The 16,634-nt window shown below is 29.6% G+C and carries 10 protein-coding genes; all 10 read left to right on the plus strand.

Annotated elements, in window-relative coordinates; all coding sequences use genetic code 11:
• Positions 1-104 precede the first annotated feature (104 nt).
• The 10 genes from KGF39_RS10240 to KGF39_RS10285 all read left to right on the plus strand — a co-directional run bounded on the left by KGF39_RS10240 (position 105) and on the right by KGF39_RS10285 (position 16,623).
• Entirely contained in the window at positions 105-1,403 is a 1,299-nt protein-coding gene (locus KGF39_RS10240; RefSeq protein WP_227822228.1) for an OFA family MFS transporter, read from the plus strand.
• Positions 1,375-3,324, plus strand: coding sequence for an FAD-dependent oxidoreductase (locus tag KGF39_RS10245; protein WP_227822229.1), 1,950 nt, complete (start codon positions 1,375-1,377; stop codon positions 3,322-3,324). Before KGF39_RS10240 ends, KGF39_RS10245 begins: the two co-directional genes overlap by 29 nt.
• 884 nt (positions 3,325-4,208) lie before the next feature.
• Positions 4,209-5,069, plus strand: a complete 861-nt coding sequence (locus KGF39_RS10250; RefSeq protein ID WP_227822230.1) for a PRD domain-containing protein — start codon at positions 4,209-4,211, stop codon at positions 5,067-5,069.
• Complete coding sequence (locus KGF39_RS10255) at positions 5,059-6,930, plus strand: beta-glucoside-specific PTS transporter subunit IIABC (protein WP_227822231.1); 1,872 nt, start codon at positions 5,059-5,061, stop codon at positions 6,928-6,930. The genes KGF39_RS10250 and KGF39_RS10255 overlap by 11 nt, the downstream gene beginning before the upstream one ends.
• Before the next feature lie 19 nt (positions 6,931-6,949).
• Positions 6,950-8,392: a family 1 glycosylhydrolase gene (locus tag KGF39_RS10260; RefSeq protein WP_227822232.1), complete on the plus strand. Its 1,443-nt coding sequence runs from the start codon at positions 6,950-6,952 to the stop codon at positions 8,390-8,392.
• 309 nt (positions 8,393-8,701) lie between these two features.
• Positions 8,702-9,514 carry a MurR/RpiR family transcriptional regulator gene (locus tag KGF39_RS10265; protein WP_227822233.1) on the plus strand — a complete coding sequence of 271 codons (813 nt, stop codon included), beginning with the start codon at positions 8,702-8,704 and terminating at the stop codon, positions 9,512-9,514.
• Positions 9,515-9,657: 143 nt separating this feature from the next.
• On the plus strand, positions 9,658-11,481 hold the full coding sequence (locus KGF39_RS10270) for a beta-glucoside-specific PTS transporter subunit IIABC (protein WP_227822234.1): 1,824 nt from the start codon (positions 9,658-9,660) through the stop codon (positions 11,479-11,481).
• A gap of 1 nt (position 11,482) precedes the next feature.
• Positions 11,483-12,916 (plus strand): family 1 glycosylhydrolase, encoded by a 1,434-nt coding sequence (locus tag KGF39_RS10275; RefSeq protein WP_227822235.1) that lies wholly within the window; start codon positions 11,483-11,485, stop codon positions 12,914-12,916.
• Positions 12,906-14,402, plus strand: a complete 1,497-nt coding sequence (locus KGF39_RS10280; protein WP_227822236.1) for a glycoside hydrolase family 1 protein — start codon at positions 12,906-12,908, stop codon at positions 14,400-14,402. The genes KGF39_RS10275 and KGF39_RS10280 overlap by 11 nt, the downstream gene beginning before the upstream one ends.
• Positions 14,403-15,414: 1,012 nt before the next feature.
• Positions 15,415-16,623, plus strand: coding sequence for a hypothetical protein (locus KGF39_RS10285; RefSeq protein WP_227822237.1), 1,209 nt, complete (start codon positions 15,415-15,417; stop codon positions 16,621-16,623).
• Positions 16,624-16,634: the final 11 nt, after the last annotated feature.

Below are 16,634 nucleotides of genomic sequence, written 5' to 3' on the forward strand. Positions count from 1 at the left end.
ATACAAACATGTAAATATTTACATGTTTGTATTTACATATAGAAAAAATTGTGATAATCTTAACTAAGAAATTCTATTTAATAAATTTATCGAGGAGGAGAGTAATGAATTTAACGCAAAAAAGATGGATTATATTAATTGCAAGTTGTTTCATCAATTTATGTATTGGCTCAATATATGCGTGGAGTGTATTTGCATCACCTATGGCAGAATATTTAAATAGTATTGCTGGAACAACTTTTACAGCTGCTAGTTTAGCAATTGTATTTACAGTTACAAACTCAGTTGGACCTATTACTATGATTACAGGGGGAATGATAAATGATAAATTTGGTCCTAAAAAGGTTGTATTTGTAGGAGGATTAGTTTTTGGTATAGGTATGATATTGGCAGGTTTTTCAAAAGGATTGCCTATGTTGATTTTATCATATGGGATAATAACAGGTCTTGGAGTTGGTATGGTTTATGGATGTACAATAAGTAATTCAATTAAATTTTTTCCAGATAAAAGTGGATTAGTTGGTGGTATAACAACAGCAGCTTATGGGTTTAGTTCAGTAATAATGCCTCCAGTTACTAATTGGATAATTAATAAATACGGAGTAACCTCTGCATTTAAATCAATAGGTTTAGTATTTCTTATAATTGTATGTGTTTCTTCTTTCTTTATTAAAAAATGTCCAGCAGATTTCACACCAGAAGGATGGGTACCACCAGAGAAAAAGGGAAAAGTAAGAGTTGTTATTAATAAGAATTGGAAAGAAATGCTTTCAACACCTATATTTTATCTAATGATTATAATATTAACTTGCGGAGCTTTCTATGGATTAATGTGTGTGTCATTAGCATCTTCTCTAGCAACAAATATGATTGGGATGACAAGTTCAGATGCAGCGATAGTAGTTTCAATTTTAGCCTTGTTCAATACATTAGGTCGTATTGTTGCAGGATATATCTCAGATAAAATTGGTAGAATAAATACTTTAGCAGGTGCATTAGTTATTTCAATTTTTGGTTTATTATGTTTGTTATTCTCAAGAGAAGGAGATGTAGCAACATTCTATATTGGAATAATAATTATAGGTATATGCTTTGGTTCATTTATGGGAATTTTCCCAGGATTTACAGTAGATAAATTTGGACCTAAAAATAATAGTGTAAATTATGGAATCATGTTTATTGGATTTGCTTTTGCAGGATATATTGGACCTGCAGTGATGAAAAATGTATATGCTGCAGATGGCAATTATCAAAGGGCTTTCATTATAGCTATAATTATAGCTTTAATAGGTTTTATGTTAACATTTTTATATAAATATATAAATAAAATACAAAATTTAAAAATAGAAAATCTAATGAAGGGAGATATAAAAGATGGAAAGAAAATATCCAAATCTATGTAAGCCAATTAAAATTGGAAATGTAACATTCAAAAACAGAATGTTTTCAGCACCTATGGGGGGAACAGACATAACAGCAGATTGTACAATTGGCTCAAAATCAACAACCTTTTACGAATTAAGAGCAAGAGGTGGAGCAGGTGCAGTTACAATTAGTGAATGTATGGTTCATCCAGAAACAGATGGCTCACATGCATATCATCTAGATTTAAAAACAGTTGACTCTTTAGCAAGTTTTACTTACACAGCAGATGCAATTCGTCGTCATGGAGCAATACCAAGTGTAGAGCTATCTCATTCAGGACAATATTCAGGAACTTATTTAGTTGACAAAGATAAGAAGCGAGGATTATCACAATGGGGAGTAAGTCCTAGTGTTCGTCCTGATGGATTAGAGATAAAAGAACTTACAGAAGAAATAATTGCTGAAATAGTAGAGTCGTATGGAAATGTTGCAGCATTGGCTAAGAGAGCAGGGTTTGAGATGATTATGATTCATGGTGGACATGGATGGTTAATCAATCAATTCTTATCACCTTACTTTAACAAAAGAACTGACAAATATGGTGGTTCTTTAGAAAACAGAGTTCGTTTTGCTAAAGAAGTTTTAGATAGTGTTCGTAAAGCAGTAGGTTCAGGATTCCCAATAGAGTTTAGAATGAGTGGTTCTGAATTATTTGAGGGAGGGTATGATTTAGATTATGGAATAGAAATTGCTAAATTATTGGAATCAAGAGTAGATTTACTTCATGTATCAGCAGGTACATACCAAAGAGGGTTTGCAGTAACACACCCTTCTATGTTCCTAGAGCATGGATGTAATGTATACCTTGCAGAAGAAATTAAAAAACATGTAAGTATTCCAGTTGCTACTATAGGAGCATTAAATGACCCAGAAATGATGGAAGAGATAATTGCTAGTGGAAAAGCAGATGTTATTTATATGGCTCGTGCATTACTAGCTGACCACGAATTACCAAGAAAAGTTATGAGTAATCAAGATGAAAACATAGTAAAATGTCTAAGATGTTTCACTTGTATGGCAGAACGTGCTACCACATCTACAAGACGTTGCACTGTTAATCCACTTATTGGACGTGAATTAGATGGAACTGAAGTTGTTCCAGTATTAAAACCTAAAAAAGTATTAATAGCAGGTGGTGGACCAGGAGGATTGCAAGCAGCCATTACAGCTGCAAAGCGTGGACATAAAGTAATACTTTGTGAAAAGACTAATGAATTAGGTGGAATTTTAAAGGGAGAACAAGCACTTCCATTTAAGTACGAAATGTATGAATTAGGAAATACTTTTGGAAAAATAGCAAAAGATTTAGGTGTTGAAGTACGTTTAAATACAACAGTTACAAAAGAATATGTTGAAAATGAAAATGTTGATGCATTAATTATAGCAGTAGGGTCTGAACCTCTAGTTCCGCCAATAGAGGGGCTTGATGGAGAAAATGTAGTAATAGTTAATGACTATTACCTAGAAAAAGAAAAAGTCACTGACGAAGTAGTAGTTTTAGGTGGGGGATTAGCAGGGTGTGAAGCTGCAATTCACTTAGCTCAAGAAGGAAAGACTGTTCACTTAGTAGAGATGAGAGCAGAGCTTGCTCCAGATGCAAATATAAGACATCGTCCAATATTACTACAAGAAATAGAAAAACAAGGTATATATGTATATACAGAGCATAAAGGTTTAAGTGTAACAACAGAAGGTGTAGTATGTATGAATAAATCTGGAAATAAAATAAATGTTCCAGGAACTTCGGTAATATGTGCACTTGGACAAAAACCAAGAAGAGAAGTGGTAGATACTTTACTTGATTGTGCTCCATATGTAGCTCAAATTGGAGATTGTGTGCGTGCTTCTACAATAACAACTGCAGTATACCAAGGGCATCATGCTGCGCTAGATATATAGTTAAAAAGAAGTAGATAGTATTGTTTTATTATAAAAAAGGAGTGTCTCAAAATGAACTTTTTAGTTCATGAGACATTCTTTTTTTGTATGAAATAAAATAAGTCAGAAGATATTAAAGATGCTGTATTTCAAGTTATGAATGACAATGGATACAAAGAAAATGCAATTAAACTATCAAAAAGCTTTTATAATTCAGGAGGTTCAAATTAAGCAAAATACTGACAGTGTGGTCTTTTAACTTACCAGTTGGGGCATATATATTGATGCTAAATATGAGGGATGTTATATTTTAATAAAAAAGATAATATCCTTTTTTTAGTGCATTATATTAAGTTTTAAACAATAAATTAAGGAGTATCAATATTTTTATAGTGATAATTATTATGTTCTATATGTAAATAAAGTAATGTTACAAATTTATGATATGGAAAATAATAATAAATTTTTAAGAAGCAATAAAGAATTAAAAGGTGTGAAGTATCCACCAATTTACCTTAAAGATAATTTGGATAAATGATTTATGATACTTAAAAATTTTGTTATGATAACTCACAATGCTGAAATAGCTAATGATTCAGATAATGTTATAAATATTAGTGATAGTAAAATAATATCAATTTAGTATCTAAACTTTATTAGGTAATTGTATAAAAGAGCCTATACTTATAGAATTAAAAAATATTTAGGAAATCGTTGACAGATTTACATAGATGGTATAAGATATAGGATATAAAATTAAACAAAAAAGAATTCTAATTATGGCGACGTAGTCATAATTTTGAGTATGTTACTGATTAGCAGGCAGAACTCAAGTATATATGTGAAAAATAGAGGAATACTCTATACATATATGCTTGGGTTCTTTTTATTGAAAGGAGGAATATATGAAAATAGTTCAGATTTTAAATAACAATGTAGCCTTAGTAAAAAGAGGTAAAAACGAAATTATTGTATTTGTCAAAGGAATTGGCTTTAAAAAAAGAGTGGGACAAGTGATAAATGAAAATGAAATAGAGAGAACCTATATACTAGATTCATACGATATGCTAGAACACTTTAGTTATCTACTACAAAACTCAGATTCTAACAATATAGTTCTTATTAATGAAATAATTGAACATGGTGAGAAAGTTTTAAATATAAAATCAAGTGATTATCTAAGTTTAACCTTACTAGACCATTTAGAGTTTTTACTTAAAAGATGTGAAAAGAATCAATTTATAAAAAGTCCTTTGGTATGGAATGTTAAAAGGTTTTATCCAAAACACTTTGAAATTGGCATGCATGCACTAAAATTAATTGGTGATAGTAAGGGAATTAATCTTCCTGATGATGAAGCAGTATCAATAGCACTTCATTTTGTAAATATGGAGGTAAATAAAAAATCTCATGATGACACAGTTGTGGAACTGAGAACTTTAGGAGATATAGTTTCGATAATAAAATATCACTTTAATGTAGAGCTAGATGAAACTTCAACAAGTTATATGAGATTTACCACTCATCTACAGTATTTTATACAAAGAATTATGTCAGATGAAGCTTCAACAGATGAAGATAATTCAATAGATTTATATAGACAAGTAAGTCAACTTTATCCAAAGTCATTTGGAAGTGTTCAAAAGATAAGAAAATATATAAAATCACAATTTAATGTCGACATATCTATAAGTGAAGAAACTTATTTAATGTTGCATATAAATAGGGTGACTCAAAGACTGGAGGCAAAATCAGATGAAGTATAAAGATTTAAATGAAAATATAATAAAACTTATAGGCGGAAAAGAAAATATAAAGTCGGTAGCACATTGTGTTACTCGTTTAAGACTTAACTTAAATGATAGGAGCATTGCTCAAACAGAAGAAATTAAAAAATTAAAAGGAGTAATTGATGTAGTTTCTAATGATGTTGCTTATCAAATTATAATAGGTACTCATGTTGTAGATGTATATAACGAGTTTATGTCTATGATAGGTTTAAGTTCAAGTGAATCAAGTGTAAAAGGTGAAAGAAAAAAGGAAATTAGAGGTATCAAAGGTATATTTAATTCCATCTTTGTGGTAGTCTCAGAGACTATGACTTCAGTAATTGAAGTACTACTTGCAGCCGGTATACTTGCAAGTATATTAGCACTTTTAAATATGTCTGGTATACTTCAGAGTGATAGTCCTACATATCAAATATTAGATACATTAAGAAGTGCTACATTTCACTTCTTACCAGTATTAATTGCAATAGCATCAGCAAAAAGACTTAATGTAAATCCTTATATAGCAGTAGTGTTAGCAGTTACATTACTATCTTCATCAATAGATGGTGTAGAAGGATTAAGTTTATTTGGTATAAACTTACAGGCAACAACTTATGCAAACAGTTTTATTCCAATACTTTTAGGAGTATGGGCAATGGGAATTATAATTGAAGGTTTGAAAAAAATATTACCTAAAGCACTACACTATTTTTTAGTTCCAGTATTATCTTTAATAATAACTCTATCAGTTACATTAACTGTATTTGGACCTATTGGTATGTGGATTGGTGATGGACTAAACTATGCATGTATGTTTTTAATTAATACATTAGGTAATTGGAGCGTTGTTGCATTATATGCGGCTTTACAACCACTCTTAATAGTTTTTGGTGCGGCAAATTTTACTATGCCTATAGCTTTAAATTCTGTGACAACATTAGGGTATGACCCAATTTTTATGGGTGCTGCAACGATATCTGATATTGCAGTTTGTGGTGCAATGTTTGGATATTTCTTAAAAACTAGAGATAAAGAACAAAAGCAATTATTTGGGACAGTAAGCTTTAGTGCACTTATGGGAGTTACAGAGCCTTCAGTGTTTGGTGTGTTTATGAAATATAGAAGACCATTTGTAGCAGTAATTATAGGTGGAGGTATAGGTGGTTTAATAGCAGGCTTAGCACAAGTTAAAACATATGGAATGGTTTGGGGATTAGCTGCATTACCAACATATCTTGTTGGAGGAGAGGTATCTAACTTTACATTTATGATAATAGGTGTAGTAGTATCATTTGTGGTAGCAACAGTAGCTTCCTATTTATTAGGAATACTTTCAGATGAAAAAGAAGAAGTTAAGGATGATAATGAAAAAGAATTAGAACTAATAATCAACGAGAATAATTCAAGAACTATTAGTATTGGAAATGTTGCAAAAGGTCAGGTAATTGCACTTGGGGAAGTTAATGATAAAGCATTTTCCTCTGGAGCATTAGGTAAAGGGGTTGGAGTTATACCTAGTGAATCAAAATCAACTGTTATATCTCCTGTAGATGGAACTATAACTATAGTATTTCCAACTAAACATGCATATGGTATAGTGACTGATGAAGGAGTGGAAATATTAATTCATATTGGGATAGATACTGTAAACTTAGATGGAAAGTTCTTTGAAAGTCTTGTAACACAAAATCAAAGGGTTAAAAAAGGAGATGCTTTAGCAGTATTTGAATCAGATAAAATTATAGAGGAAGGTTTTGATTCAACTATAATAACTGTAGTTACAAATACTAGCGATTATTTAGATGTAATCTCATCAAATGATGAATCAGAAGAATTATTAACTGTAATAGTATAAATTTTAGGAGGGGAAATTCATGAATATTAAAGATACATTTTTCTGGGGAGGAAGTATTGCAGCCCATCAATGTGAAGGTTCATGGGATAGTGATAACAAAGGGCCTGCAATTATGGATTTTGTAACTAAAGGCTCTTATGAAACACCAAGAGTAATTACTGATAAAATAGAAGAAAAATTAGATTATCCATCTCACAATGGAATTGATTTTTATAATAGATATAAAGAAGATATAGCTTTATTTAAGGAAATGGGATTTAGCGCATTAAGAATATCTATAGATTGGTCAAGAATTTTTCCAAATGGGGATGATGAGAACCCCAATGAACTAGGGATTAAATACTATGAAGGTCTAATAGATACTTTAATAGAAAATAATATAGAACCTATTGTAACACTATATCATTTTGAATTACCTATGAACTTAGTACATAAATATGGTTCATGGAATAGCAGAAAGCTCATAGATTTGTATTTAAAGTATAGTGAGACTGTAATAAGAAGGTTTGATGATAAAGTAAAGTACTGGGTTACATTCAATGAGATGAACCATATTGACCCTCAAACAGAGCACTCGGATATTTTTACTTATATGATAGCAGGTATTAAATATAGTGAAATAGAAAATAAAGCTCAAACATTAGCAAATGTAGGGTACAATATGACTTTAGCAGGTGTAAAGGTTGCAAAGTTGGCTAGAGAAATCAATCCAAGTAATAAAGTTGGATGTGTATTTGGACTAAATCCAATTTATCCATACAATTGTAATCCTAGTAATGTATTAAATGCATTTTTAGATAATGACCGTGACTATTATCAAATTGATGCAATGTGTAATGGAAGGTTTCCTCAATATAAATTAAAAGAATATGAAAAAAATAATATAAATATTGAAGTGACTGATGAAGATAAAAAAGCATTTGAAGAAGGTAGGTTAGATTTTATAGGGCTTAATTATTATTTTTCAAGTGTGTCTACTCCAAAAGAAAATTTATCAGGTGATAAATCTTTATTTGGGGGAATTCAAAATCCATATTTAGAACAAAGTAAGTGGGGATGGGCAATAGACCCTATAGGTTTAAGATTTACTTTAAATTATGTTTATAGAAAGTATCAATTACCTATCTTAATTACAGAAAATGGTTTAGGGGCATATGATAAAATCGAAGAAGATGGAACTATAAATGATGATTATAGAATTGAGTATTTAAGTAAGCATCTATCTCAAATGAAATCTGCAATTGAAGAGGATAATGTTGAATGTTTTGGATATTTAATGTGGGGACCAATTGACTTAGTCAGTGCAACTACAGGTCAGATGAGCAAAAGATATGGATTTATATATGTTGACTTAGATGATGAAGGTAAAGGAAGTTTTAAGAGATATAAGAAAAAATCATTTGATTGGTATAAAGAGGTAATAAAATCTAATGGAGATAATTTAAATTCATTAGGTATGTAAAGTAAAATGTGTATTCTCCTAAAAATGGTGGTAATAAAGAAGCTAAGTATAATTACTATCATTGGAGGTACACATTTTTTATGTATATTAAAAACATCTGATTCTATAATCAACTAAACTGTACTAAATGGTGATAATTAAAAACTTAAATATATCTATACAGGGAGAAGGAACATTTTTTATATTTAGAAAAAGAAGTATTAAAAAATATATTGAAATAAATATTTAAAAATGATTTTATCTACAAATATAAACAAAGTATAATATAAACTATCATTTTAAGATTTATTTGAAGGTGGTGGTTTATAAATGGGAGTACTCCTAAATAGGTTGTTAAATATTTTAAACAATGGAAAAACTGAATCTACTTACTATCATATAGCAAACATTTTAATATGTAATTATGACAAAATTAAAGATATGACAATATCAGAAGTAGCAGAATTATGTTTTGTTTCAAAGTCAACAATATCAAAGTTTACAAGATATATTGGATTTGAAGATTTTTCTGATTTAAAATCTGCAGCTGGATATAAAAGTAATAAAAATCAAAATATATTAAATTATAATGATAATATACTAGGATATCTTGATTGTCATAGTGTTGAAGATTATATAAATGCGATAATGAAAGATTTAGAAGATTTAAAATCAAATATTCAATATAATAAAATAGATGAATTAGCCAAAGATTTAATTAAGTATAAAAGTATTGCAGCATTTGGTGTGCTTTATTCTCAGTCTGCCGCTGTAGATTTTCAAACTAAGTTAGCTTATAACAATAAATATATTTTTTCTAGAATAGATGATGTAAAACAGCATGAATTTATTAAAAATGCAAAAGAGGATACTTTAATAATTATATTTACAAACTCTGGCGATTATATAAAGAAATATCAGCTGATAGGAGGGAATATAAATAAAGGCGTTTTTAAAGAAACAAAAGCTAAGATTGTTGCAATTACATCAAATAAAGAACTAGAAAAAAGTCCATATGTTGATTTATGTATCTGTTTTGGACATAAATCAAGTGTTCAAACACATCCTATAATATATCAGGTAATTACAGATATTATTGTATCTAGATATAAAGAACTAATAAATAACAAAAAAACGTGGTGACTTAAATATTATACCACGTTTTTTTATTTATATAATAAAGTTTCCAAAAATCGAAAATTATAAGGTAAAAAAAGTATGATGATATAATTCAATTACAATAATGAAAACGATATCCAAAAAGGATTATGAAAGGAGAGAATCATATGGCTAAAAAAGACTACCGAGATTTAGCAAAAAAAATTGTTAAAGAAGTTGGAGGAGTTGAAAATGTAAACTCATTATTTCATTGTGTTACAAGGTTAAGATTCAAACTTAAAGATGAATCTCTGGCAAATAAAGAAGTTATTAAAAAAGTGAGTGGTGTATTAACAGTTGTAGAGGGAAATGGTCAATTTCAGGTTGTTGTAGGTAATCATGTATCAGATATATTTAATACTATATTAAATATATATCCTGAAATAAAGAGTGAAAAAGAAAATAACAATGATAAAGGTGAAGGAAAGACAGGGAACATATTTACACGTATGTTTAATGTAATGTCGTCGATATTTAATCCAATAATCATAGCACTTGCAGGTGCAGGTATGATTAAAGCTCTACTTGTAATCTTGACCACATATAACTTCATGAGTACAGAGTCAAGCACTTATAGTATTTTAAGTGCTACAGGAAATAGTGTGTTTTATTATTTACCATTATTCCTAGCATATAGTTCAGCAAAAACATTTAGATGTAATACATTTATATCTCTTGCTATAGTTGGGGCTTTAATGGAACCAAACTTTACAGGGCTTATGCAAAACACGGGAGATGTAGTTAGTTTCTTTGGGATACCAGTTGTTCTTATGGGATACTCAGGGACAGTTATACCAGCAATCCTTACTATTTACATTTATAGTCATATAGAAAGATTATTAAAGAGATTTATACCAAATAGTATAGAGATATTCACTTTATCTATGGTTGCTTTATTAATAATGGTACCATTATCATCTATGGTGATAGGACCAGTTGGAGTTATATTAGGAAATGGGATGGGAGATATAATAAATTTCTTAAGTGATAAGAGTGGTCTTTTAGCAGGTGCCATTGTAGGGGCAGGATGGACATTTTTAGTAATGATGGGAATTCACTGGGGAGTAGTTCCTATAATGATAAATAATATAGCAAACTTAGGATATGACGTTATAAGACCTATGATAGCAGCAGCTACTTTTGCTAGTGCAGGTGTAGCACTAGGAATATTCTTTCGTTCTAGAAATAAAGAAATAAAAACATTTGCAGTATCAGCTATGATACCAGCATTATTAGGTGGTATAACAGAACCTATAGTATATGGACTAAGTGTGAAATACAAAAAACCATTAATAGCACAAGTAATAGCTGGAGGTATAGCAGGAGCATTTATGGGATTATTCAAAACAAAGGCAATAGTGTATGTATTCCCAGCACTTACTACTCTACCTGCATTCTTTGGAGATACATTTGTCATATACATAATGGGTATAGCAATGTCATTCTTTTTATCTGCAATTTTAACTTATATATTAGGTTTTGAAGAAGAAGTAATAGAGAAAGAAAATAAAGTACAATTAAGTAATAATATAGTGTTGCCAGTTTGTATTGAAGGTACACTAGTAAACCTTGAAGATGTAAAGGATTCTGTATTTGCAAGTAAATCTATGGGAGATGGTATAGCAGTAATACCTTCAAAAGGGATAGTAAAAGCTCCAGAAGATGGGACTATAGAAGTTGCTTTTCCAACTGGTCATGCAATAGGAATGAGATTTGATGATGATACTGAAATATTAGTTCATGTAGGTATAAACACTGTTGAAATGAATGGTGAAGGATTTGAACTTTTGGTAAGACAGGGAGATAGAGTTAAAAAAGGTCAAGAGTTAATTAAATTTGATATAGAAAAGATAAAAAGAAAAGGCTATGACATAACTACCATGATAATAGTAACAAGTGGTCAGTATGAAGTTATAAATAATATATCAAAAGTAGTCTTAGGGGAGGCATAAAATGGGTTTTCAAAAGAATTTTTTATGGGGAGGAGCAATAGCTGCAAACCAAGCAGAAGGAGCATATGATGAAGATGGAAAAGGTTTAAGTATATCAGATGTACTTTCAGTAGGAAAAGGACGTTTTGATAATATCAAATTAGAAATAGATGAAAGTAAGTATTATCCAAGTCATGAAGCAATAGATTTTTACCATACATATAAAGAAGATTTAAAGGAATTATCGGATTTAGGGATGAAGTGTTTTAGAACATCAATAGCATGGAGTAGGTTATTTCCTAATGGAGATGAAAATGAACCAAATGAAAAGGGTTTAGAGTTTTATGACAATTTGTTTGATGAAATGATTAAGTATGGAATGGAGCCAGTAGTTACAATATCCCATTTTGAAACACCATTAGGTTTAATAAAAAATTATGGAGGCTGGAAAAATAGAAAGCTTATAGATTTTTATGAGAACTATTGTAATGCAATATTCAAAAGATATAAGAATAAAGTAAAATACTGGATGACTTTTAATGAAATAAATCATGCTCATACACTACCTCTTATAGCAGCAGCTATAGAGATAAAAGAAGATGATACTAAACTTCAAGATATATATCAAGCTAGTCATAATATGTTAGTAGCTAGTGCAAAAGCAGTTATAAAAGGACATAAAATAAATAAGAATTTTAAAATAGGTTGTATGTTATCACTATCACCTATTTATCCAGCATCTTGTAAACCAGAATATGTATTTGAATCTTATCAATTAAGACGTAGGTCTTTATTTTACAGTGATATACATATGTTAGGAGAATATCCAACATATTTTGAAAGAATAATTAGTGAAAACCACTTAAATATACATATGGAATATGGGGACAAAGAAATACTTAAAAAAGGTGTTTGTGATTATGTAGGGTTTAGTTATTATAGGTCATCACTTCACGAAGTTGGTATGAAAATACTAGGAAATACAGGTGGAATTTTAGGTAAGAAAAATCCATATTTAAAAGAAACTAAATGGGGATGGCCTATAGACCCATTAGGATTAAGATATGTATGCAATGAACTTTATGATAGGTACCATAAACCGTTATTTATAGTTGAAAATGGTCTAGGAGCAAGCGATGAGATTGAAACAGATGGAAAAATATACGATTATGAAAGAATGGAATATTTAAAGAAACATGTTGAAATGGTGAAAGAAGCAATAAAAGATGGTTGTGAAATAATGGGATATACTTGGTGGGGACCAATTGATATAGTGTCAGCAGGTACAGGTGAGATGAAAAAGAGATATGGATTTGTATATGTAGACAAAAATAATGATGGGTCAGGAACACTTAAAAGAATGAGAAAGTGTAGCTATGATTATTACAAACAAATCATATCAACAAATGGTGAAGATTTAGAAATTAAAGAGAGGGTTGAGAAATATGAAAAATAAATATAAATTTCCAGAAAATTTTTTATGGGGAGGAGCAATAGCTGCAAATCAAGCAGAAGGAGCTTGGAATATTGATGGAAAAGGAATGTCAGTAGCTGATATAGCTAAGTACAAGCCTAACATAGATATAAAAGACTATAAAAGTCAATGGCATGTGGGAATCAAGGATTTTAAAGAAGCTATGAATGCAGAAGAAGATACTTTTTATCCTAAAAGAAGAGGTATAGATTTTTATAATAGATATAGAGAAGATATAGCTTTGTTTAAAGAAATGGGATTTAAAACATTAAGAGTTTCAATAGCTTGGACTAGGATATTCCCAAAGGGTATAGAAGAAGAGCCAAACGAAAAAGGGCTTCAATTTTACGAAAACTTATTTAAAGAGTTAAGAGTAAATGGTATAGAGCCATTAGTTACATTATCACACTATGAAATGCCAATATATTTAGTAAATAATTATGATGGGTGGGTATCTAGAGAAGTTATAGATATGTTTATAAAATATTCAAAAGTATGTTTTAAGAGGTACAAAGACTTGGTAAAATACTGGTTAACTTTCAATGAAATTGATAGTGTATTTCGTCATGCATTTACTACAGTAGGGGTGTTAGAAGAAAAATATAAAAGTAAAAGAGAAACAGAAGAAGCAATATACCAAGCACTACATCACCAATTTGTAGCAGCTTCATTAGCTACAAAGTATTGTCATGAGATAATACAAGATTCTCAAGTTGGATGTATGGTTACTAAGACTTTAACTTATGCAGAAACATGTAATCCAGATGATGTAATATTAGCTCAAAGAGATAATAGAAATAACTCTATGTATAGTGATGTACAAGTGTTTGGAGAGTATCCTATTCATATTAAAAGATATTGGGAGAAAAATAATATAAATATAAAAATGCTTGAAGGGGATGAAGATATATTAAAACAATATACAGCAGATTTTGTTGCATTTAGTTATTATATGTCAATGGTTCAAAGTATAAATGCTGAAAAAAGAGAGAAAGTTGGAGGCAATTTAGTAACAGGTGTTAAGAACCCATATTTACCAACTAGTGAATGGGGATGGCAAATAGATTCTAAGGGTTTAAGAATAGCACTTATTGATTTATATGATCGCTATAGAAAACCATTATGGATAGTTGAAAATGGTGTAGGGGCATATGATACTGTAGAAAATGATGGTTCGATAAATGATGATTATAGAATAGAATATTTTAAAAATCATTTTGAACAAATAGCTATAGCAATAGATGAAGGTGTTGAATGTATGGGTTATACATCTTGGGGATGTATAGATATTATTAGTGCATCGACGTCTCAAATGAGTAAACGTTATGGATTCATATATGTAGACCAAGATGATATGGGAAATGGTACTAAGAATAGAGTTAAGAAAAAATCATTTTATTGGTATAAAAATGTAATAGCTACGAATGGAGAAGTTTTAGATTTACCTACGAATATGGTAGTAGGGTAGGAATAAGATAAATAGAAGTTAGGTGCTAATGCTGATTAGTATCTAGCAAAGTATTTAAAATAGAGTATGGGATTTTTAAAATAAAGTGTGTATTCTTCCTAAAAGTAATGACAACTAAACTTATTATACAAAGGAGAATACACATTTTTTACGTTTTTACTTAATTAAATATTTAGACATATTCATAGTATGATTTATTTATTACATAAAAAATAATATGATTTACTTGCTATATAAATTTATAAAATTTCTGGAAAAATGTCAGAATATATTGACAAAGAAAAGGTTTGAAATTATAATTTATGTTAAGAATAGTTTGACAATATAAAAACGAGTGCTTTTATAAGGAATAAAATTATTTTTATTGTTAATTTAAGAATAATTTAGGACTACTATAGAGGTAAAGGTATAGATGTCATTATATGATAAGTTATACTTATCTAGAAAGAGTTTTAAAGTATAGTTTATCATTGATTTAATATAATAAATGATTTTTGTTTCTAGGAATAATTTCTGGGAATAAGATATCTAAATTCACTTAAAAATAATCTGATTTACAAAGGAGGGGATGCGCCAGTAGATAAAGTTTGTACATAGAGAAGACTTAAAATGAAGTGTATTCTGATAATATTAATTTAATGGGTGCATTATTATTTTATTTTAAGTATTTTGAGAATAATTTGAGACGTTTGTAAATATATATTATGTATTTAAATAAACGTAAGTCTTCCAACATGTATACTAAGATTGAAAATAGTTGTAGTACAATTCTGCATTTATAAAATGATGTAGAAAGTAAAAAGAAATCTAGTAAGTTAATAATTACAATTAACATTTAAAGAGTTAACTATAGTTATATCTATTTAGGCATTTTAGGAATAATTTAAGACATATAAAATATCATCAAAAAATATCAAGCTATACCATATGTAGTTAAGAATAACTACAGAATATACATTTTATAATTATTGTTTTATTGATAAAAAATTATTATATTTAGGAGGAAACAACAATGGAAAATTTTTGGAATCCGCTTACTTGCTTTACTGTATCTGTAATGATTTATGCTTTTAGTGAGTTTTTATCTAAGAAAACAAAAGGTGCAATTTCAACATTGCTATTTGTATGTATTATATTTTTACTAGGATTTTGGACAAATATTTTACCAAAAGACATTACAGGAGCATCAGGGATATTAGCTGCAATGAGTAACTTTGGTATAGCTTTATTAATAACTAACTTAGGAACACTTATAAATCTTGAAGACTTATGTCATGAATGGAAAACGGTTGTAATTGCATTAGTAGGTATTGTAGGAATAGGGGTTGGTTGTTTAACAGTAGGTAGTATGTTATTTGGTAGAGAGTATGCTTTAATAGCAGCACCTCCAATAGCAGGTTCTACTGTTGCCGGTATTATTGTAACAACTGTTGCAGAAGCAGCAAATAGACCTGAACTTGCAGCATTTGTAATTCTAGTATTATCATTTCAAAAATTCTTTGGTATTCCGATAACTACATATTGTATAAATAAAGAATTAAAATTTAAAAGAGATAGTGGAGATTTCTTAAAAGATGAATCAAAAAGTAATTTTAAGCTTCCAAGCATGAGAATTTTTAAAGAAGATTCAGGTAAAAAATCATCTACTTTAGTGTATCTTGCAAAGCTTTCATTTGTTGCTATGATTGGTAATTTTGTAGGATTGGCTACTTTAATACCAGGATTTACTCCTGCAAACTATTATTTAAATCCCAATATAGCATGTTTGTTAGTGGGATTGATTTTTACACGAATAGGTTTTTTAGAAAAAGGAATTTTAGATAAATCTCAATCTAATGGAATTATAATGTTTGGTTGTATGTTAATGTTACCTGGGGGACTTGCTAAGGTAACCCCAACAGCATTGTTTGGAATGATTGTTCCAACTATAGGAATACTTGTTGTAGGTTCTGTATTCATAATAATATTTACTGCAATTGTAGGAAAACTATTAGGATATTCTCCAAGAATGTCAGCTGCAATTGGCGTAACTTGCATGCTTGCTTATCCAGCAACACAGATAATTTCTAATGAAGGTATTGATGCTATGGAAGGAACTGAAGAAGAAAAACAAAGGGCAACAGATTATTTGTTACCAAAGATGATTATAGGGGGATTTGTTACTGTAACCATTGCATCAGTGGCATTTGCTAGTATAATAGGTCCAATTATATTTGGTTGATAGTAAATAGA

It is taken from the genome of Clostridioides sp. ZZV14-6345 (assembly GCF_020657775.1).
Classification (GTDB): domain Bacteria; phylum Bacillota; class Clostridia; order Peptostreptococcales; family Peptostreptococcaceae; genus Clostridioides; species Clostridioides difficile_D.

What these genes read in the sequence shown, in the direction of transcription:
- KGF39_RS10240 (WP_227822228.1), top strand. Translation starts at nt 105, where the DNA reads ATGAATTTAACGCAAAAAAGATGGATTATATTAATTGCAAGTTGTTTC.
- KGF39_RS10245 (WP_227822229.1), top strand. Translation starts at nt 1,375, where the DNA reads ATGGAAAGAAAATATCCAAATCTATGTAAGCCAATTAAAATTGGAAAT.
- KGF39_RS10250 (WP_227822230.1), top strand. Translation starts at nt 4,209, where the DNA reads ATGAAAATAGTTCAGATTTTAAATAACAATGTAGCCTTAGTAAAAAGA.
- KGF39_RS10255 (WP_227822231.1), top strand. Translation starts at nt 5,059, where the DNA reads ATGAAGTATAAAGATTTAAATGAAAATATAATAAAACTTATAGGCGGA.
- KGF39_RS10260 (WP_227822232.1), top strand. Translation starts at nt 6,950, where the DNA reads ATGAATATTAAAGATACATTTTTCTGGGGAGGAAGTATTGCAGCCCAT.
- KGF39_RS10265 (WP_227822233.1), top strand. Translation starts at nt 8,702, where the DNA reads ATGGGAGTACTCCTAAATAGGTTGTTAAATATTTTAAACAATGGAAAA.
- KGF39_RS10270 (WP_227822234.1), top strand. Translation starts at nt 9,658, where the DNA reads ATGGCTAAAAAAGACTACCGAGATTTAGCAAAAAAAATTGTTAAAGAA.
- KGF39_RS10275 (WP_227822235.1), top strand. Translation starts at nt 11,483, where the DNA reads ATGGGTTTTCAAAAGAATTTTTTATGGGGAGGAGCAATAGCTGCAAAC.
- KGF39_RS10280 (WP_227822236.1), top strand. Translation starts at nt 12,906, where the DNA reads ATGAAAAATAAATATAAATTTCCAGAAAATTTTTTATGGGGAGGAGCA.
- KGF39_RS10285 (WP_227822237.1), top strand. Translation starts at nt 15,415, where the DNA reads ATGGAAAATTTTTGGAATCCGCTTACTTGCTTTACTGTATCTGTAATG.